The sequence below is a fragment of the Butyricimonas faecihominis genome, assembly GCF_033096445.1.
Taxonomy (GTDB): domain Bacteria; phylum Bacteroidota; class Bacteroidia; order Bacteroidales; family Marinifilaceae; genus Butyricimonas; species Butyricimonas faecihominis.
In genome coordinates this window covers 972,660-993,762 of the sequence record NZ_AP028155.1, presented here as the reverse complement: position 1 = coordinate 993,762, position 21,103 = coordinate 972,660, and the positions used below count along the sequence as shown (strand labels likewise).

The 21,103-nt window shown below is 40.6% G+C and carries 17 protein-coding genes and 1 pseudogene; 14 read left to right on the top strand and 4 right to left on the bottom strand.

All coding sequences use genetic code 11. The annotated features are described in order from the left end of the window. The first annotated feature begins 7 nt into the window (after positions 1-7). Complete coding sequence (locus R8806_RS04100; protein WP_124317176.1) at positions 8-967, top strand: FISUMP domain-containing protein; 960 nt, start codon at positions 8-10, stop codon at positions 965-967. A gap of 17 nt (positions 968-984) precedes the next feature. Continuing rightward, the gene (locus R8806_RS04095) at positions 985-3,096 is read left to right on the top strand and encodes a thioredoxin family protein (RefSeq protein WP_124317177.1); all 2,112 of its coding nucleotides are present in this window, start codon (positions 985-987) and stop codon (positions 3,094-3,096) included. Between the two features lie 63 nt (positions 3,097-3,159). On the opposite strand, the gene R8806_RS04090 is transcribed toward R8806_RS04095, so the two are convergent. Further along, the gene (locus R8806_RS04090; RefSeq protein WP_151411551.1) at positions 3,160-3,720 is read right to left on the bottom strand and encodes an RNA polymerase sigma factor; all 561 of its coding nucleotides are present in this window, start codon (positions 3,718-3,720) and stop codon (positions 3,160-3,162) included. A gap of 360 nt (positions 3,721-4,080) precedes the next feature. Here R8806_RS04090 and R8806_RS04085 point away from each other — a divergent pair. From R8806_RS04085 to R8806_RS04050, 8 genes and pseudogenes are all read left to right on the top strand, one after another. Next, positions 4,081-4,950, top strand: a pseudogene (locus R8806_RS04085) (PDDEXK nuclease domain-containing protein); the annotation flags it as partial. A gap of 266 nt (positions 4,951-5,216) precedes the next feature. After that, on the top strand, positions 5,217-6,230 hold the full coding sequence (locus R8806_RS04080) for a DHH family phosphoesterase (protein WP_124318314.1): 1,014 nt from the start codon (positions 5,217-5,219) through the stop codon (positions 6,228-6,230). Between the two features lie 119 nt (positions 6,231-6,349). Continuing rightward, positions 6,350-6,679: a DUF1904 family protein gene (locus R8806_RS04075; RefSeq protein WP_087420267.1), complete on the top strand. Its 330-nt coding sequence runs from the start codon at positions 6,350-6,352 to the stop codon at positions 6,677-6,679. Positions 6,680-6,783: 104 nt separating this feature from the next. Further along, entirely contained in the window at positions 6,784-7,203 is a 420-nt protein-coding gene (locus R8806_RS04070; protein ID WP_087420266.1) for a MarR family winged helix-turn-helix transcriptional regulator, read from the top strand. Positions 7,204-7,286: 83 nt separating this feature from the next. Further along, the gene (locus R8806_RS04065; protein ID WP_124317452.1) at positions 7,287-8,738 is read left to right on the top strand and encodes an aminoacyl-histidine dipeptidase; all 1,452 of its coding nucleotides are present in this window, start codon (positions 7,287-7,289) and stop codon (positions 8,736-8,738) included. Between the two features lie 119 nt (positions 8,739-8,857). Continuing rightward, on the top strand, positions 8,858-9,331 hold the full coding sequence (locus R8806_RS04060; protein ID WP_124317451.1) for a GAF domain-containing protein: 474 nt from the start codon (positions 8,858-8,860) through the stop codon (positions 9,329-9,331). 113 nt (positions 9,332-9,444) lie between these two features. Beyond that, a complete protein-coding gene (locus tag R8806_RS04055; RefSeq protein WP_124317450.1) occupies positions 9,445-10,206 on the top strand; it encodes a tetratricopeptide repeat protein in 762 nt (253 codons plus the stop codon). A 175-nt stretch (positions 10,207-10,381) separates the two neighbouring features. After that, complete coding sequence (locus R8806_RS04050) at positions 10,382-11,518, top strand: hypothetical protein (protein ID WP_124317449.1); 1,137 nt, start codon at positions 10,382-10,384, stop codon at positions 11,516-11,518. A gap of 3 nt (positions 11,519-11,521) precedes the next feature. On the opposite strand, the gene R8806_RS04045 is transcribed toward R8806_RS04050, so the two are convergent. Together R8806_RS04045 and R8806_RS04040 are read right to left on the bottom strand one after the other, a co-directional pair. Then, positions 11,522-12,202, bottom strand: coding sequence for a tetratricopeptide repeat protein (locus R8806_RS04045; protein WP_229782891.1), 681 nt, complete (start codon positions 12,200-12,202; stop codon positions 11,522-11,524). Positions 12,203-12,278: 76 nt separating this feature from the next. Next, on the bottom strand, positions 12,279-14,117 hold the full coding sequence (locus R8806_RS04040; protein WP_373289709.1) for a YgiQ family radical SAM protein: 1,839 nt from the start codon (positions 14,115-14,117) through the stop codon (positions 12,279-12,281). A gap of 83 nt (positions 14,118-14,200) precedes the next feature. Here R8806_RS04040 and rimO point away from each other — a divergent pair, with 83 nt between their 5' ends. The 4 genes from rimO (at position 14,201) to R8806_RS04020 (ending at position 19,947) form a co-directional block, all read left to right on the top strand. Beyond that, positions 14,201-15,490 (top strand): 30S ribosomal protein S12 methylthiotransferase RimO, encoded by a 1,290-nt coding sequence (rimO, locus tag R8806_RS04035; RefSeq protein ID WP_124317447.1) that lies wholly within the window; start codon positions 14,201-14,203, stop codon positions 15,488-15,490. 157 nt (positions 15,491-15,647) lie between these two features. Next, positions 15,648-17,831, top strand: coding sequence for a sodium-translocating pyrophosphatase (locus R8806_RS04030; protein ID WP_087420259.1), 2,184 nt, complete (start codon positions 15,648-15,650; stop codon positions 17,829-17,831). A gap of 277 nt (positions 17,832-18,108) precedes the next feature. Next, positions 18,109-19,263 carry an AAA family ATPase gene (locus tag R8806_RS04025; protein ID WP_151411550.1) on the top strand — a complete coding sequence of 385 codons (1,155 nt, stop codon included), beginning with the start codon at positions 18,109-18,111 and terminating at the stop codon, positions 19,261-19,263. An 81-nt stretch (positions 19,264-19,344) separates the two neighbouring features. After that, positions 19,345-19,947, top strand: a complete 603-nt coding sequence (locus R8806_RS04020; protein WP_124316087.1) for a nitroreductase family protein — start codon at positions 19,345-19,347, stop codon at positions 19,945-19,947. Between the two features lie 3 nt (positions 19,948-19,950). On the opposite strand, the gene R8806_RS04015 is transcribed toward R8806_RS04020, so the two are convergent. Continuing rightward, complete coding sequence (locus R8806_RS04015) at positions 19,951-20,988, bottom strand: endonuclease/exonuclease/phosphatase family protein (protein ID WP_124316088.1); 1,038 nt, start codon at positions 20,986-20,988, stop codon at positions 19,951-19,953. Positions 20,989-21,103: the final 115 nt, after the last annotated feature.

The following is a 21,103-nucleotide window of genomic DNA, read 5'->3' as shown; positions in this document are numbered from 1 at the left end:
GTGAGGTATGAAAAAGATAATTATATTATTGTTATGTGTTGTCGTGTATTGTGCCTGTCAAGACGATGATGACAAGTGGATAAAACCGGAAATTAGTTTTTCTGATTTTCAAGATCCCCGTGATATGAACACGTATAAATGTGTCACGATTGGTGGACAGACATGGATGGCAGAAAATCTGAAGTATCGTTCCCCACAAGGAGGGAGAGATGGGTGTTACACATACGGAGAGGAGAAAATGAGGGATCAAGATATTACAATAAATGTAAAAATATGGTCTGATTCTATACACGCTGCGGAAGATCGAGGAGAGTTGGAAGGTAAGATAGGTTCTTTTACCATCGTGGTATTACTTGAAATGTGGGTGAATAGTTATAATTATTCTCCAGATTATGCTACCAGTAATTTTGAAGAATTTTATGGAGCGATGTACCCGGATGCGTTAGCTGCACTGAAACGGATTAATGATAATCTTTACCCACAAGCGGTTCAGGCATTAGCCCGGCAACTAATGGAAAAAGCAGAGAGTACGAATGGCCGATATTCAACTCAATACGGCTTTTTATATACTTATGAGGGAGCGTTGAAGGCCATTCCCGAGGGATGGCGTCTACCCACGGATGCGGATTGGAAAGAGTTGGAAAAAGCATTAGGAATGCCTGTTTCTGAGGCCGATAGATTGGACGAGTGGCGAGGGAGTCATGTGGGGGATTTATTGAAAAAAGATGAAAATGGTATTGGATTCAATGCCATCTACGGTGGAGGAAAATTGTATGGTTCCTATATGTATGGAGATGCTTATTTTAATCAAGAAACTAATGCTTATTTTTGGTCATCAACACGTATCGTAGAAAGTGATACGGTGGATTTAGGAGTTACAAGAGTGCTTTTTATGAAGGAAGACCGGGTTATGAGAGGATCTTCCAAATTAGATGCCGCATATAGTGTTCGTTGTATAAAAGAGTAAAATGTAAGAAAAATCACATGAAAAAAATTACTTTAGTATTAAATCTTGTATGTTTTTTTGCTTTGGGCACTTTTGCCCAAAGCATGTATGGAGATGCCGTAAAGGCCGACGTGAAAATGAAGTATGTTTACTCCTTTGGAGAAGCCTTGAAAAAGGCCAAAGAAGAGAACAAACTGATTTTCTTTAATTGTTTTGCCGATTGGGCAGTTCCTTGTCATTCGATGAATAAATTAGTGTTTAGTGATCAAGAGTTTGCGGACTGGATGGACAAACATTTTGTGAATTTTTTCATTGATGTAACAACTCCGGAAGGACGTCCGCTTGCCGATAAGTACAATATTAGATTTCAAGCGCATTATCTCGTATTGAATGGCGAGGGCGAGGTCGTACATCGGATCGTAGGAGGACATCAGCTCCCTGAATTTAAGACTATTCTAGAAAAAGCTTTAAATCCTAAAACTTCCTTGGCAGGAATGAATAAGAGATATGAAGCGGGAGAGAAGAGTATAAAGTTTTTGACCGCTTATGCAGATGTCTTAAATATTGCCGGGGAGGATGAAATGTATAAGAAAGTTGTAGGAGAACTGTTTGGTAAATTGAAGAAGACGGATTGGTCTAAAAAAGAATATTGGGACTTTTACTGGAAACAGATAAAGAGTACTGATGATGAAATGTTTAAATACATGGTGGATCATAAGGCAGCTTTTGTTAAAGCAAATGGGGTAAACGAGGTGAACATGATAATTACACGTTTTTATGTTGCCCTAATCTATCCGTATGCATCCGGTAAGGAGGCATACGATGGCAAAAAACTACTGGATATATACTTGAATGCTCAGAAAGCCGGGCTACCAGACAGTAATATGACTTATTCGTTGTATAATATTGCAAAATACCGGGGAGAGCATGAATTTGGTAAGATGATGGATGTGGTGGAAAGTGCTGTTCCGACATGGAATGAGAATATTGCCTCTGCGTTGGATCTATCTCTACCGGAAATAAAGGAATTAAGTAAACAGGAAGAAGTGCGATTGATTAATTATTTTAAAAGCAGGGCAGAAAAATCCGGAGCGAAAAAGTTTTATCTGGCAGCGATCAACGACATGACAAACACGGACGGTATAAAATTCGAAGAGTCTACTTTTAACGAAGCTTTGAAAAAAGCAAAAGATCAAGGAAAACTTCTTTTTATGGATTGCTACACGACTTGGTGTGGTCCTTGTAAAATGATGAGTAATCAAGTCTTCAAACAAAAATATGTTGGAGACTATTTTAACCAGCATTTTGTGAACTTGAAAATGGATATGGAAAAAGGAGAAGGGAAGGATTTACAAAAGAGATACGGAGTATCAGCTTTTCCGACCATGTTTTTGCTGGATGGAGATGGGAATGTCGTGTATAAAATTTTAGGAGGACGTGATGTTCGTTCCTTTATGGAATCTATTAAAAGAGGAAAAGAGCAAGAAATCCCATATTACACGTTGAAAAACAGATATGATATGGGAGATCGATCTGTGGAAGTAATGGCAGATTATTTTCTGACCATGTCGGATGCAGGTGAGATGAGAAATGCAGAAGGGGAAGCACGTTCTTATATCTCAACGTTGAAAGTACCGGAATTGTATAGTAAATCAGCTTGGATGTTATATGATAATTTTGTGAATCATGTTACCGATCCTGAATTCAGGTATTTAGTGAACAATCGGGAAAAGTTTGGAGAACAGCTTGGAGATAGTGTGGTGAACAAAAAAATTGAAAAAGTTATTTTCCCTATGGCCATTGAGTATCTGAAAGGGTCTGTTTCCCTCCAAGATATGGTTCCCGTATGGAATTTAGTGAATACAGCCAAGTTTTCTCTAGACTATTCTCTAGTGTTACTGAGTAAAATAGTCTCGATGTATGATAAAAAAGAGTATGGTAAAATGCTCGATTTTTACGAGAAAGAAGTTGCCTCGAACTCAAATGATAAAGTGCGTTTGAATCTGGACGTGATTCTTTATCGTTTACTAAAAACAGCGTCTGTCGAAGAGAAAAAACGTGCAATCACTTATGCTAAAAAAGAAATGGGAAAGGCAAAGCCCGGAGCTAAAGACAATTATATGGCTTTGATTGAGAGGTTGTCCGAATAAATAGTATGTGTGTTTAGAATTCTCCTCGTAGAATCGACTGATTCGAGAGGAGAATTTTTATCTTTATATGCCGATTCCTGTGGTTAAAATGATTTGTAAAAGATATTTTAATTTTTCTCGCATGTAATGATTTGCATTATTCTTGTGTTTTTTTACGGTATTGATCGTGATATTCAATTGTTGCGAGATTTCGTCATGACTTTTTCCTTGTAAACTCAGTAAATATACTTCCTTACAAGCGGGAGGAAGTTCATTAAACACAGTACGTAAAGCTTGGAATATTTCGGATTCCAATATGTTGTCTAGGAATGATTTCTCTTCTGTATTTTCAGAAATAATGTGTTCAACATATTTTTGGGCAACTTCTTGATGGCGAATCAAGTCGATACAGGCATTTTGTACGACTTTGTATAGAAAGGCTTTTGCCTCATTTTCATCTTTAAATTGTAATATTTTCTCCCATAAACGCACAAACGCATCTTGAACAATATCGGAAATAACTGATTGATCATTAATGTATCTTGTAGCAAAATAGCGTAAGAGAACCACATACTTTTCATATAAATAGCGAAAAGTTTTTTCTTTTTCTTTGTCTGTAAAATGTGATACGAAACTATTTTGCATATCTATTATTGAATTCTTTTAAAATATCAAATTAACAAGGAGTTAGATGATCGTTTTTATATCATAAATGGAACGTTTAATGATTGACATCCTTTGAGATAGATTATAATTTGAAAAAATAGACTTTAATAACTGCTTTGTATTGAAAATGAAAATATTAAACAAAAATTGGATTCTTTCAAAAATATCAATAAATAGACTATATTTGTAATATGTTTAAACGTTGGATTTTTGAATGTGGGTATATTAACGACATTAAATTCGGCTTGTTTAAAATATGATTTTTTTCCATAGGATTGATGATATATTTATTGTGCTTGTAAACCATAAGATTTTCATTTCTAATTTATTGGTGCTACCAGCATAAGGAATATGCGTATATTTTATGAAGAATGGAACAAGGTTTTAAGTCATCAGCCAGCGGCTGATGATTTGGTGCTGAATGAAAAGTTATTGTTAATGACAATTCATCAGCCAGTGGCGGATGAATTTAATTGGGCAGATTTCCTGTCTATCGGTTTTAGCCATCATACAGAAATTATCGCAAAAGTGAAGTCTTTGGATGCGAGGTTGTTCTATATACATGAATGTGCTATTCGATATTGGAACAAATATACTTTAAGAGATTATTTGAAAGCTGATCTTTATCATCATCGGGGTGCATTGCCTAACAATTTTGCCCAAACATTACCCGATAAGAAACAGGCGATTAAGGCTATTTGTTCTTTTAAGGATGATTATTTGTTGGACTTTATTAATATAGAGGAATTAGATGAGCAGGAAGAGGACATTAATGAACGTGTTATAGAAAAAGCTATTGTGGCCAACGTAAAGAAGTTTATTATGACCTTTGGGCAGGATTTTAGCTTTATAGGCAATCAATACCGTATTGAGACGGCAGGGGAAGAAATGTTCATTGATTTGTTATTTTTCAATCGGGAGCTTAACTCTTTAGTGGCGGTCGAATTGAAGTCTGGAAAATTCCGTACTTCGTATTTAGGGCAACTGAATACTTACCTTTCCGTTTTAGATTCATACGTGAGAAAACCGCACGAGAATCCTTCTATTGGAATAATACTTTGTAGAGAAATGAATCAAACCTTTGTAGAATTTGCTGTGCGTGATTATAACAAGCCGATGGGGGTTGCCACTTACCGTGCATCTGAAGATATGCCAGAACGACTTCGCAAGGCATTACCGGATATAGAAGAACTGAAGAAATTATTATAGCATTGGATGAGATCTACCACAGAATAAATGGTGAAGCTAAAGTGAATAAACCCCTCATTCGTAGAATATTTGAAGTTCATACAGAGTTTATACAATAGAGAATGGATGAGCAAAAGATGATCTCTGAAGAAGCAACGAATCGGGGGTATGTTCTCTTTAGGAACTCGACTATATTACTTCGAATTCTGGGTTTGTGAGTATTTAAATTCCATATTTTGCAGTTTTTTCCTATTTTTGCGGGAATTCATACTGAAAAGATAATACAAATGTACGAAACAATCATAGAAAGAATAAAGGAGAGGCTGGAAAGCAGAGATTTAAAGGCGGTTATCATTCCTCACATATCACCGGACGGAGATGCTGCCGGTTCATGTTCTGCCCTGTGGCAAGTGTTGGATCGGGTGGGAATACAGGCACAGTTGATGACGTGTGATTATATCCCGGATTATTTAAAGTGGTTGAAGCGTATTCCGGATGCAATATCTTTTCAGAATCGGCCTAAAGAATGTAAACATTGGTTACATCAAGCGGATATATTGTTCATGCTAGATCATAATACCGTGGCTAGGGAAGGGGATTTGGAACCTTTCGTGAAGGAGTTTAAAGGGGAGGTTATCATGATTGACCACCACCCGGATCCGGATGACGTGACGTACCGGATTTCGGACACGAGTGTTTCCTCCACGTGTGAATTACTTTATAATGTAATCTCTAGAGTATGGGGTAAAGAGGTCATCGACACGGATATAGCGAATGCTATCTATACTGGAATTTCAACAGACACGGGGGGATTGAGTCATAATTCTTCTCACCCGGAAACGTATCGTGTGATTGCCGATTTGTTGGCACTAGGACTGAATAAAGACTACGTGCACGAACAACTTTATCAACGAAACACGCTTTCCCGGTTACGTCTGACGGGGAATTGCCTGTTGAATAAGCTAACGATTGATGAGCATTTTCCGGTAGCCACGATTCCGATAACGTTTCAGGAATTGGAATTATACAATTATAAAGACGGGGATCTGGAGGGATTGGTAAACATACCCTTGTCCATCGAGGAAGTACTGGTTTCTATTCAGATTACCGAGCGTAAAGATAAAGTGAAGTTATCCTTCCGGTCAAAGGGCAATATCCCCGTGAACCTGTGGGCAAAAGAGTTTTTCAATGGTGGGGGACATTTAAATGCCGCCGGGGGACAAATGCCGTTGCCTTTGGATGACGTGGTGAAGAAGGTACGGGACACGGCGGAATGGTTCTTTAAAGCAATTAAAAATTGAAAATTGAAAATGGACAATTATTGCTTTACGAGAACCGAGAAAAGATATATTTGATGTATAATCTTGTAGGAAAGAAAATCATTTTCAATTTTCAATTCTGCATTTTCAATTGATTTGTTATGCCATTTTTAAGATTTCATGCAGTAGAAAAAAGTAGATTGGACTTGGTAGGGGAGCGATTGATCTCGGAGATTGTTCGCACCTTGGGATGTCCGAGAGAGACAGTTGTAATAGAAGCTATTGACTCTTCTTTTATTTCTGGACACGAGCAATTTCAGGCTTATCCTTTTGTGAAGGTGGAGTATTTTAAGCGTCCGTTGGAACAGCAGAATGCGGTGGCAAAGATTATTTTCGAGTGTCTGAAAGAGATCGGATATCCGGAAAGTGATGTCTATTTTTCTTTTCTGGAGAAGGATTGTTACTATGAAAACGGGGAAGTGATAAAGTAAAGATTACAAGATGGAAATAGAAAAAGCGGTAATATTTTTGCAAATATTGCCGCTTTTTTCAATAATAATAATTAAGTTTGTGCATAGTATAAAATGCAACGACTATGACGGAAGTAAGTGAATTAGTAGCTCTCTTGAGCAAGGCGGAAAGAGGGTACACCAAAGTTTTAAATCGCAGTTTCCAGAATGCCGGGTATGATCTTAGCCGGGAGCAATATGAACTTCTGGAAGTGTTATGGGAACAGGATCATGTGAACCAGCAGAACATTTCCAAACGTCTCCAGAAGGATAAATACAATGTCACAAAACTATTGAACACCTTGCAAAAAAGAGGTTACGTGCAACGAAAGATGGACAAAGAAGACAAACGGAGTAATTTCGTGGTACTAACTGAAAAAGGGGTAGAATCCCGTCATACGTTGCGCCAGATCGTGGAACAAGTCCACACGGATATAAGTTTTACCTTATCTCCGCAAGAGTTGAAGTCCGCGATATGGGTGTTGAAAAAGTTGAATTTGCAATAGATCGCCTACGGCGAGTTGTAGGTTGCGAGTTAACAGGTTACAGGTTGAAATTATAAATCTAAAATTGTAAATCATAAATTGTTATGGGAGTTTTTGAAGGATTAAAACCAGAAGCAGTTTGGGGATATTTTGAAGAAATATGTCAGGTTCCCAGACCGTCAAAGAAAGAAGGTAAAATTATCGCTTATTTATTGGATTGGGCGAAGAAACACAATCTGGAGGCGAAACGGGATGATGCAGGTAACGTGTTGATTAAAAAGCCTGCGACCAAAGGAAAAGAGAATGCACCGACCGTGATTTTGCAGGCTCACATGGATATGGTTTGTGAGAAGAATTCAGATACGGTACATGATTTTGATAAAGACCCGATACAACCCTACGTGGATGGAGAATGGGTACGTGCTAAAGGAACAACTCTTGGTGCTGATGATGGGATTGGTATGGCGGCTCAGATGGCCGTGTTGACTTCTACCGATATCGCACACGGACCGATCGAATGTTTGTTTACCGTGGATGAAGAGACCGGATTAACGGGTGCTTTTGCCCTGCAACCGGGATTCCTGAGCGGAAATATACTTTTGAATTTGGACTCGGAGGATGAAGGAGAGATGTTTATCGGTTGTGCCGGAGGTATCGACACCGTGATTAACATGGGGTATAAGACCGAGAAAACTCCGGCAGAATCATTTGCCGTGAAGGTACAGGTGAAAGGGCTTCAAGGAGGACATTCCGGTGATGATATTAATAAAGGTAGGGGAAATGCCATCAAGATTCTGAACCGTTTCTTGTGGGATTTGAATGCAAAATACGGAATTCGTGTTTCCGTGTTTGAAGGAGGTAATCTGCGGAATGCTATCGCCCGTGAATCTTTTGCGGTGATCACGTTCCCCGAGCAGTACAAGGAAAACGTGAGGGTAGACTTTAATATATATAGTGCGGAAATGGAAAACGTGTGGAAAATCACGGAACCCGGTTTGCAGTTAGCATTAGAGTCTACGGATGTGCCGGAAAACGTGTTGACAAAAGAAAGTACGGATGCACTTGTAAACGCATTGTACGCTTGTCCTCACGGGGTTTTCTCCATGAGTTACCGTATGCCGGGATTGGTTGAAACATCAACAAATCTGGCTGCAGTCAGATTCAACGAACCCAATAATATCTTGATCACCACTTCACAACGGAGTGACGTGAATTCGGAAAAATTCAATATTGCCAACATGGTAGAATCCGTGTTCACGCTGGCAGGAGCCAAGGTTGAGCATGGAGAAGGGTACCCGGGGTGGGCTCCGAATCCGGATTCCCCGGTAGTAAAAGTTGCCGTGGATTCTTACAAACGTCTGTTCGGTAACGAACCGATCGTACGGTCTATCCATGCCGGATTGGAGTGCGGTTTGTTCTTGGAGAAATACCCGAACATGGACATGGTTTCTTTCGGACCGACACTGAGAGGTGTTCACTCCCCGGATGAAAAAATCAATATCAAGACGGTACAGATGTGGTGGAGCCACTTGGTGGATATATTACAAAACCTGTAAAAAATTTGAAAGTTCATAAGGTTTATAAAGTTTGTAAAGTGGAGAATGATTCCTTGATTTTATACTCTTAAAACCTTATGAACTTTACGAACCTTATAAACTTTATAAACATTCATTTTATGGAGACTTCAAGAAAACTGGCAAAATACGATCGGTTGTATGACCAGATCAAACAATATATCCAGACCACGGAAGATATATGGGCCCGGTTGGCGACAATGGAGGCCGTGTTGCATCACAAAATGCAGTCTTTTTTCTGGACAGGAGTGTACGTGTTGGTTGACGGGGATTTAATTGTGCGTTCCTATCAAGGACCAGTGGCTTGTCAGAAACTCCGAAACGGGGGTGTTTGCTGGGCTGCGATTAATTCGGGAGAAACGGTTATCGTGGATAACGTGGAAGAGTTTCCGGGACATATAGCTTGTAATGCCGCCTCGAAAAGTGAAATTGTAATCCCATTGCGGGACCCGGAAGGCCGTATTTTTGGCTGTCTGGACGTGGATAGCGACCAGTTAGGGGCCTTTGACAGGGAAGATGAAGCGGGTTTGAAGAAAATTTTGTCTCTTCTTTATCAATCAGATAGCGTGAAATGATTCGAGAAATGTGAAAAATAAGTTAAGAGACTTTTGATATTTCTTAATAGAGTGTTATCTTAGTGGGCATAAACAACGAATTTATTCATGTTAAACAAAAACACACGGAAAATATGAAGAAACTACTTTTATTTGTTCTAACGAGCTTGTTTGTAGGAGGAGCTTTATTTGCACAAACCAATGAATCCGGCAAAGTTAAGAATGAAGGTAATGCAGCTTGGAGAGCCAAGAATTATAAAGAGGCCTTTACCAAGTGGGAGCAATACCTGAAATTAATCGAATTCAAAGATGACGCAACGGTTTATAACGTGGCTGTTTGTGCAACTAAATTGAAAGATTATGCCAATGCCGAGAAATACTTTGGTATGTCTATCAAGAATAATTACAAAGTTGCCTCTTCTTATCTGGGAATGGCTGATGCTCAAGAGAACTTGAAAAAGATTCCTGAAATGTTGAAAACGTTACAGGACGGGATTAAAGCAACCCCGGGGCAAAATGTGAAATTGGAAAAAGCATATTCTGATTATTTCGCTAAAGAAGGTCAGAAATTCCAAAAAGCAAATGATATTGCCAAGGCTGCAGAAAATTTCACCAAGAGTAGTCAGGTTTCTAACAAGCAATTGAAAGCCCGCGGATTGTTGAGTTTAGGTACTCTTTATTTCAATAACGGGGCATCTATCCTTCAAAAAGCAACTCCTTATGCAACTTCTGAGAAAGAAAAATATGAAGCAGAAAAGGCAAAAGCTTTGGCTGATTTCAAGAAAGCTCAGGATTATCTGAAACAAGCTGCAACGGTTGAGCCGACAAACGAGGCTGTAAAAGAAACACAAAAACAAGTGGCTGATGCTATCGCTCCGCTAGTTGAAAAGAAATAAAGCTTAGGCTGAATAATAAATCTTGAAGAGATGTGTCAAAATTTTTGACACATCTTTTTTTCGTTTACTCCTTACTTGTTTGAAATTTGAAAGGCTATTTAATTACTATTTTGCAAAAATATCGTTTGTTTTTCGTAAATTTGAATAATCAAAGGTGTAACTTAAAATCGTGGGCATGGAGAAAGATTCTTTAGATAAAAAATTACCTTGGGAAAATCGGCTATCTATATTTCGGTTTGTCCAGAATCCCCTAAAATATGTCACGGATGAAGATGAATTTGATTGCTTACCGGATCGGATTCCTTTACGACATGATGTAGGTATGTATTTTCCGGCGTACGACGATTACATGGATTATTATCAGTTCGATAAAGAGATTAATCCTGAATTTATCAAACGACTTGCAGATAAGTTCCAAGCCTATGTAAATCGGGGAAATATAAATGCGAAAATCGAATTTTATAATCTATTGAAAGGTTTTCCCATTATTAATTATCACAGTGATTTTATAGATGAATTAGCCACGAGAAAAGTCGTGATCACTCCGCAAATAAAAGAATTAGGGCGTTGGATGGTCATGGAAACCCCGGACAGGGAAGTGGTCAAGATGGGAATTATCTTGTTGGGGGTATCTCATGACATTGAAAGTATTCCTTTGTTAAAGAGTATTGCCAAACATGGAGAGTTTACTTATTATGTAGGATTAGCACTATATGAAATGACCCCCCAATGGGATCTTATGCTGATTGATATTATAGAGCCTTTGTATTACTGGGGACGGATTATGGCCGTGATTCTATTACTTGATTATTCACCCCGGGAGAATGTGCGAAAATGGTGTGTTAGATATGGATTCCGGCACAATTATTTACCGGATTATAATATCGAAGACTGCATGAAACAAGGGAACGTTTTAAAGGATATGCGAGAAGAAAAGTGGGATGGGCCATTATTACGTGCCGTACAAGCTTACGTGGTGTTTTTACTTGAAAATACTCGCTATGTTCACGAAAATGGAGGAGAAGTCATTCGGTTATATCTAAAATACACGCTTGGGAAACGAAGAGGATATGTACAGTTTCATATTATACAGTCATTATATAATTTTCTTAATGTAGCGAAAAACGATAAAACGTTTGTAGAGAATCTTAATATGTCGGAAGAAGATTATAGTGATATATGGATAGATGTACACGAGGAAATTCAAAAGCCGTGGTTCCAGAAATTATTACATGAAGATTGCACATACAAAACTTATCCTTATACTACGCAAGAGCGGTTGAAGAAGGTAATACAAGATCTTGGCGACTGAAAATTAATAATATTGCGAGATAATTTCTGCCGCTTTCGAGTAACCAAGGCGTTTTGAGATTTCCAAATCTTGAAGGGCTTCTTTGTAATTATCGACAATCAGCTTGGAAATAGCCCGGTTATAGTAGGCTCTAGCATTGGAAGGATCAATTTCAATGGAACGGGAGTAGCTTTCAATGGCATCACTAAGTTGGCCTTTCTGGTGAAAGATGACCCCTCGGTTGAAGTATACGGCACTTGATTTTAAGCCAAGGGAAATTGCCTTGTTGTAATCAGCGAGGGCTCCGTCCAAGTCTTTCATTCCATAACGAACGATGCCGCGGTAGTGGTATGCCTCCAATAAATCCGGCTGTAAGTTGATAGCGTGACTATAGTCCTGAATAGCTTGGGTTGGCTGACCGAGATTCTCGTATATGATTCCCCGGTTATAATAAGCTAGAGCATGATCAGGGACATTGGCTATCACGTAATTAATGTCTTTAAGGGCCTCTTCATTTTGCTTGAGGTTCGCCCGGATAATAGCCCGGTTATAATAGGCGGAAAAGAAATCCGGGTCCAACGAGATCGCATGGTTGAACTCTTCCAAGGCTTTCCGGGGTTGCTCTCGGGTAATGTAGTCCATACCTCGCTGATTACTCTTCACGGCTTGGTGGTGAGTACACGAGGTGAATAGAAAAAATAACATTATCCAAGTATAATAGCGCATATTCCTTTTAATTACGTGATTCAAAGTTAATGATTAATCATGAAAAAATGAATATTTATTTATTTTTATTTGAATATAACCGTTTTACGAGATCCGTTCTTTTCAGTTTCGTGAGGATGCCGATAATTTCACTTTTGAATTCCCGTTTGTACCAGAAGAAAAATATGTTCTGGCGTTTTTTTTCGGTTTCTGTTTTGGCCGATTGAATTTTGCGCAGGGAGTAGGGATGAAAACCGGAATAGTACATATCCGTGGCTAATGTCATGGGGGTGGGAGTAAAATCCTGTACTTGTTCCAGCTTGAAATCCAGTTCTTTGGTATTGATGGCTAAGTCGGCCATGTCCTCTAGGCTACATCCCGGATGAGACGAGATGAAGTAAGGGATAATCTGTTGTTTTAAATGCTCTTTGTTGTTGATGGCATTAAAGCGAGCTGTCAGTTCCCGGAAAAGCTTGAACGAGGGTTTGCGCATCAGGTGCAACACCTTGTCAGAACTGTGTTCCGGGGCGACTTTAAAGCGGCCGGACACGTGGTGCTTGATGACGGTTTCCAAGTATTCCCGGTTTATGGCGTCGATCTCTTTGTTGCCCGTGCGATGCATGGAGAGGTCGTACCGGATACCGGAACCCACGAAACAGTGTTTCACCCGAGTGTCTCTACGCACTTGATTGTAAAGGTTCAAAAGGTGCGAATGGTCGGTGTTTAAGTTTTTACACACGGTCGGGTGTAGGCAGGACGGACGTTTGCATTGTTCACAAATACGATGATCTTTTCCCTTGATCATGTACATGTTAGCGGAAGGTCCCCCCAAATCGGTAATCGTTCCCTTGAAGTCGGGCATATCACAAACATGCTGCACCTCTCGCAAAATGGATGCCTCGGAACGGGAAGAGATAAATTTTCCCTGATGGGCGGAAATCGTACAAAAAGCACACCCCCCGAAACAACCACGATGCATGGTAATGGAATGACGGATCATGTTGTAAGCCGGAATCTCCTTACCCCGGTATTTAGGATGGGGCAAACGGGTAAACGGCAGATCGTAAATGGCATCTATTTCCGTTGTGGACATGGGCGGGTAGGGCGGATTCACGATTATTAATTCATCCCCGATAGGTTGCACTAGTTTCGCGGCATGAATACTATTGGATTCTTCTTCGATATACCGAAAGTTCATGGCATATTTTCGCTTGTCCGATAAACACTCTTCGTGAGAGGCGAGCATGATGGTTTGCCATTTCTTATTGGTGGCGTATTTCTCGTCTTTATGTCTGATCACGGAGGTTTGCGGGATATTGGTTAAGCTTTGAAAAGGAATACCTCTTTGCAGCATCCGACAGATTTCGGTGAGAGGTTTCTCTCCCATACCATATACTAGCATATCCGCTTGGCTTTCATAAAGAATGGACGGTTTAAGTGAATCTTTCCAATAATCATAGTGGGTGAAACGTCTTAAAGAGGCTTCTATCCCTCCGATGATGACGGGAGTGTCGGGAAAAAGTTCCTTTAATATCTTGGTGTAAACAATGGTTGGCATATCGGGACGTGCGCCACTCCGGTTACCGGGGGTGTAGGCATCGTCCGAACGGCGTCTTTTAGCTGCCGTGTAGTGGTTTACCATGGAATCCATGCAGCCGGGACTGATTCCAAAAAATAAATTCGGTTTGCCCAATTTCTTGAAATCCCGTAAATCATCCTGCCAGTTGGGCTGGGGGACGATAGCTACGTTCAGTCCGAGAGATTCGAGAAGTCGCCCGATAACGGCCCCGCCAAAGGAAGGATGATCCACGTAGGCATCCCCCGTGAAAAGAATGACATCAATACTTTTCCATCCCCGCTGTTCGACTTCTTTCTTGGTGGTCGGTAACCATTGTTGTATATTATAATCCATGATAGAGCATTTGCTTGAATTCCGCAGCAAAGATACGGAAAGTCGCTGAAGATTTTATTACCTTTGCGGGCAAATTAGAATATGGCATGAAGAAAGTAAATATTATCAGCTTGGGATGCTCCAAGAATTTAGTGGATACGGAGTTATTGATGAAACAACTGGAGAAGGCGGGATATGGTGTTGAAGTGGATGTTGAAAACTCGAAAGCGAAAATTGTCGTCATCAATACCTGCGGGTTTATCGGGGATGCGAAGGAAGAATCTATAAACACGATTTTGGAGCAAGTAGAGCGGAAACAGGAGGGAGAAGTTGAAAAGATATATGTCATGGGATGTTTATCTCAACGCTATGATCAGGATTTAAAGAAGGAAATCCCGGAAGTGGATGCTTATTTCGGAAAATTCGATTGGAAAGGGATTCTCGCGGAGTTGGGTAAAAGCTATGACGAGAAACTGCGGAACGAACGCCATTTGACGACACCGAAACATTACGCTTATCTGAAAATATCCGAGGGATGTAATCGGGGATGTTCTTATTGTGCCATTCCAATTATGACGGGGGAATATAAATCACGGCCATTCGAGGAAATCGTGGATGAAGCTGAACGGTTGGCCAAACAGGGCGTGAAGGAGTTGTTGGTGTTAGCACAGGATATTACCTATTACGGGATTGATAAATACGGAAAAAACAGGTTGGCTGAATTGGTGGACCGGATTGCAGATATACCGGGAGTCGAGTGGATTAAATTGCATTATGCTTACCCGGCCGGGTTCCCCATGGAACTTCTTACCGTGATGCGGGAACGGAAAAACGTATGTAAGTATTTGGATATTGCTTTGCAACATTGTAGTGATCACATGCTAAAAATGATGCGAAGGGGGGTGACGAAACAACAGACCGTAGATCTCATCAATAAAATTCGGGAAGAAGTGCCGGGGATTGCCTTGCGCACGACACTCATGGTCGGACATCCCGGAGAGACAGAAGAGGATTACCGGGAACTGGAAGATTTTGTCAAAACGATGAAATTTGAACGTTTAGGGGTGTTCCCATATTCTCACGAGGATGACACGTATTGTGACAAGCATTATCAGGATGATGTACCCGAAGAGACGAAAAATAAACGGGCTGAAAAGTTGATGGCGTTACAAGAAGGGGTTATTGCCGCTATCAACGAATCATGCGTGGGAAAACGTTTTTTGGTTTTGATAGATCGGGTAGAAGGGGATTATTTTGTCGGGCGTACACAATATGATTCCCCGGAAGTGGATCAGGAAGTGTTCGTGACAAGTGAAAAAGCGCTGCAAATAGGGGAGTTCTATGAAGTGCTTATTACCGAATCGGGGCAATTCGAGCTTTATGCTAAGTATGAATAGCCGTTCCTCGAAAAGAAATAATCTATTTTAGTTGTAAAAAAATAAAAGATCGGGAATATTTTTTCATTTTTATTTGTACTTTTACTCATCAGGGTTCGTTTAAATCTTGACGAGTATTTTTTTGTACGACTTTTACTAACTACAAATATATAATACCATGTTAAACGATCTATTTTGGATAGTACCTGTATGTGCTATTATCGCTCTCCTTTTCGCAAGGATCTTTTTTAAAGGGATGATGAAAGAGTCGGAAGGAACCGACACGATGAAACGTATTGCCGGGCATGTACGCAAAGGAGCTATGGCTTATTTGCGTCAACAATATCGGGTAGTAGCCCTTGTTTTTCTTGTTTTATGTGCGCTTTTTGCTTGGATGGCTTACGGTCCCGGTTTACAGAATCCGTGGGTATGGTTTGCGTTCTTGACAGGAGGATTTTTTTCCGGATTAGCCGGGTATATCGGGATGAAAACAGCTACCTACGCATCTGCAAGAACGGCCAATGCTGCACGTAGGAGTTTGAATGACGGGTTGAAAGTTGCTTTCCGTTCGGGGGCGGTCATGGGACTGGTTGTTGTCGGTTTGGCTCTACTGGATATTTCTTTATGGTGGTTATTGTTAGATTATTTCGTGGAAGAGGCAACAGAGACGGAAAAGGCGATCGTGATTACGACCACGATGTTGACTTTCGGAATGGGAGCATCCACGCAGGCACTTTTCGCCAGAGTGGGTGGAGGTATTTTCACGAAGGCTGCGGATGTCGGCGCAGACTTGGTAGGTAAAGTGGAAGCCGGAATTCCGGAGGATGACCCCCGTAATCCGGCAACTATCGCGGATAACGTGGGGGATAATGTAGGGGACGTGGCCGGAATGGGGGCCGATCTTTACGAGTCTTATTGTGGTTCGATACTGGCAACGGCAGCGCTAGGAGCTGCGGCATTCCGAATGGAGCCGGATGCACAATTTAACGCGATATTGGCTCCGATGTTGATTGCGGCATTCGGGGTGATCTTATCATTGCTCGGTATATTTCTGGTAAAGACGAAAGAAGGAGCCTCTCAGCAACAATTATTGCGGGCCCTTGATCGGGGAATTAACGTGAGTTCCTTGTTAATCGTGGGAGCCAGTTTCTTGGTGATTCATTTGCTCGGTTTGAGTTATTGGATATGCGGATCAGTGATCGTGGGGTTGGTAACGGGTATTATTATCGGGAAAGCGACAGAATATTACACTTCTCATGCTTATAAGCCAACGCAAGATATTGCCAAGAGTTCGGAAACGGGTCCCGCAACCGTGATTATCAAGGGAATTGGAACCGGAATGATTTCAACGGCCATCCCGGTACTTACGATTGTCGCGGGTATTATACTCTCGTTCCTGTTTGCGGCAGAATTTAGTTTTGCCAATATGTCCATGGGATTGTATGGCGTGGGTATCGCTGCAGTGGGAATGCTTTCCACGTTAGGTATAACCTTGGCCACGGATGCTTACGGACCGATTGCCGATAATGCCGGGGGTAACGCTGAAATGAGTCAGTTGGGAGAGGAAGTTCGTCATCGTACGGATGCGCTGGATGCACTGGGTAACACGACGGCTGCCACGGGTAAAGGATTTGCTATCGGATCAGCTGCATTGACCGGGTTGGCATTGATTGCCTCTTATATAGAGGAAATTAAGATTGGTTTGTTGCGGATGGGTGAGGAAGTGTTGAAGATTGGAGACAACGTGGTACGGACGGCTGATGCCACGTTGACGGATTTCATGAATTACTATGATGTTACTTTGATGAATCCGAAGGTGTTGTCTGGAATCTTCATCGGTTCGATGATGGCTTTCGTGTTCTGTGGTTTGACCATGAATGCGGTAGGGCGTGCTGCCCAGAAAATGGTGAATGAAGTCCGTCGGCAATTCCGGGAAATCAAAGGAATTATGACTGGCGAAGGAGAACCGGATTACGCTAAATGTGTAGAGATTTCCACGAAAGGGGCTCAACATGAAATGGTTTTCCCGTCTTTGCTGGCGATCATTATTCCGGTTGTTATGGGATTGATCTTTGGCGTTTCGGGTGTGATCGGGTTGTTGGCCGGAGGATTGGGTACCGGGTTCGTGCTGGCTATTTTCATGGCAAATTCCGGGGGAGCTTGGGATAATGCTAAAAAGTATATCGAGGAAGGTAATCTTGGCGGTAAAGGTTCTGATAATCATAAAGCAACGGTTATCGGTGACACCGTGGGCGACCCGTTTAAGGATACTTCCGGACCGAGTTTGAATATTCTGATTAAATTGATGAGCATGGTGGCTATCGTGATGGCCGGGGTGACTTGTGCGTTTAGTCTTTTATAATGTTTTATATTGAGGGTATGTCAAAAGTCATTTTTTTAAACTCCCTCCCGGCTTTGCCGTACTCCCTCTATAAACAGATGGAGAGTTGAAATACTCACTATCTTCGGGAAGAGTAACCAGCTCCTCCTCTGTTTATAGAGGAGGTGGCACGAAGTGACGGAGGAGTTTTTTAAGGATAAAATGACTTTTGACACACCCTCAGTTATTTTATTATCCCAATTATTCAATTTGCATAATTGAAAACAAATAATTAATTTTACCTGAAATAAAAATGTATATGGCAAAAGAGATTAATCCTTTTATTGTTACAGGTAAGATTGCCCCAGAGTATTTTTGCGATCGGGTACAGGAATCGGCTCGACTTATCAAATCCTTGACGAATGGTAATAATATGGTAATCATTTCACCTCGTCGTATGGGGAAGACTGGGTTAATTCGATTCTGTTATGAAAAACCGGAAATTAAAGGACACTATTACACTTTCTTTATTGATATTCTCCATACATCGAGTTTAAGGGAATTTACTTATATTCTTGGGAAGGAAATATTTGAAACTTTAGCACCTAATAGCAAGAAGATGGTTAGACTTTTCATGCAAACACTAAAGTCTATCAGTGGAAAGTTCGGTTTTGATCCTCTGACTAATTTACCTACATTTAACCTTGAATTAGGTGACATTGAACGCCCGGAATATACCCTAGAGGAGATATTCAAATATCTCATGTCTGCAGATAAACCCTGTATTGTTGCCATTGACGAATTTCAACAGATTGGCAAATATCCCGAAAAGAACATTGAGGCATTGCTAAGAACTCATATCCAAAAAATCGAGAATAGTCATTTCATTTTTGCCGGCAGTGAACGTAGTATGATGCAGGCTATGTTTCTCTCTTCGGCTCGTCCGTTTTATCGTAGCTCGGATGTTATGGAGTTGGATGCTATTGATAAAGATATTTACGTGGCATTTATCTCGGAACATTTTGAACGTCGGGATCGCCGAGTCAGTACAGAAAATGCAGGGAAAGTCTATGACTTATTTAGAGGACATACATTCTATATTCAAAAGACATTCAATGAGTCGTTTGCGGATACCCTCATGGGGGGCGAGTGTACACTGGATATTATTCGCAATGCAATCCATTCGATGATCGATTATAATGACACGATATTTCGCGAAATTTTGTCTAATATTCCAGAGAAACAAAAAGAATTGTTGTATGCGATAGCCAAAGAAGGTGAGGCTGTACAAATCCTTTCAGCTAGTTTTATTAAGCGACATAGTTTAGCCTCGGCTAGTTCCGTTCAAACTGCAACAAAAAAGTTATTGGAAAAAGACATTATTACAGAAATAAACAAAGTCTATTCTGTTACAGATAAACTTTTCGCCATGTGGATAAATAGGTTGTACGGAGAGAATAAAGTATTATTGTGATGTTTTTTAATTTGATTTATTCTAAATAATCTAACTTTTTCAGAAAAAATGCGTATATTGTAGAAAATAAATCATTGAGATATGGAAAGAAAATTTAAAGAAGCTTTGGCACATAGGAGAAGTTATTATGCTCTCTCGAATAAATCACTTGTTTCTAACGAAGAGATAGAGGAAATCGTAAAATTTGCCGTTAAAAATATACCGTCAGCATTTAATTCTCAATCAACGAGAGTGGTGCTTTTATTAGGTGATCAACATACGAAACTGTGGAATATCGTAAAAGATACGTTGCGGGAAATAGTTTCCGCAGAGGCTTTCAAATCGACTGAAAACAAAATTGATAAATCCTTTGCATCCGGTTACGGTACGGTGCTTTTCTTTGAAGAGCGGATGATCGTGGAAGGCCTGCAAAAATCATTTCCGACTTATCAGGATAGATTCCCGGTATGGTCACAGCACACTTCGGCAATGCACCAACTGGCGGTGTGGACCATGTTGGAAGATGCCGGGTTCGGAGCTTCATTACAGCATTATAATCCATTGATTGATGAAGCGGTAACTAAGGAATGGCAACTACCGGAAACTTGGGAATTAATCGCCCAGATGCCTTTCGGTGCGCCTTTACAAGAACCCGGGGCTAAAGAGTTTAACCCGATAGAGGAAAGAGTGCGTATTTTTAAATAACCACTATTTCATCCGGAAATTAACCCACACGGCTTTGTGATCTGTTGGCCATACACCTAGGGGTTTGATGAAAACATCTTGTCCGGATTCAGTCACACGTTGACTCTTGCGAATACTGGTCTTGGGGCCGAGAATCGCTGCATCTTTTAGATGTAGTCCTTTACGAGGATAATAGAAGATGTAATCAATACGATCGCGCTCATCGGCATCGGGAGTCCAAGTGATCTTACTTGGAGGCAAAGCGAGATTATCCGACGGGTAAGTATAGCCGGGATGTGTAACGGGATTGGGGTATTTTTCACGATAAGAATCTTTAAAGCCAGCTTCATGGAGTAGGGTGGTTACCGGCCAAGGAACCACAACTCCATGATGGTCGGCACTATCTTTAGTCGTTTCAATCCAATCGAGGTGAGAAGGCTCGTTAAAATCACCCCCTAAAAAGATCCAATTTCCTTCTTCAATTTCTTTTTGAGCATCTTTGATAAAAGCACGGATGGCATCATCGCGTAATGAAAGGTTGTTACGCTCCAAAATAGTCGGAACATCAGTCAAAGGTGCATCCATTTTGTGCCAATTGTTACCGTCATAACCCCGTACTTCATAATACGTGTCATTCAGATAGTCTAAATGAGCGGTATAAACAGCACAAACTTGTTTTCCCACGGTAGTTTTCATTTTATAAATAGTTCCGTGATCATCTTGAATCGGGAATATCGTACTACTGTCTGTTATAGGATGTTTACTAAGCAATCCTGAATCATAACTATAAAAAGAATAATACGTTTTACCCCTTTCTTTCAAGGCATTCACGATACGGTCACAAAAGCGGGTATCCCGGTAATTCCGGACTTCACTCAGCATGATAAAATCGGGTTCCAAACGGGCTATTTCATCAGCAATAGCGTCAAAACCGCCCGGAATCATAGAGCCTTCCTGCCAGATGTTAAACTGTAACATACTAAGGTTTTGGGATGAAGAACAGCTTGACAATAAAGTGATTATTCCCATGATGCACCCTAGAAATATTATTCTCTTTTTCATTTCATTATAACTTAAACCGATCATTATGGTACAAAAGTAGTAAAATTCTCCGTATGCTTTTGTTTCGTATACAAAATCGGGTGTTTTGTCTCTTTTCTTTAAATCACTTCCACAT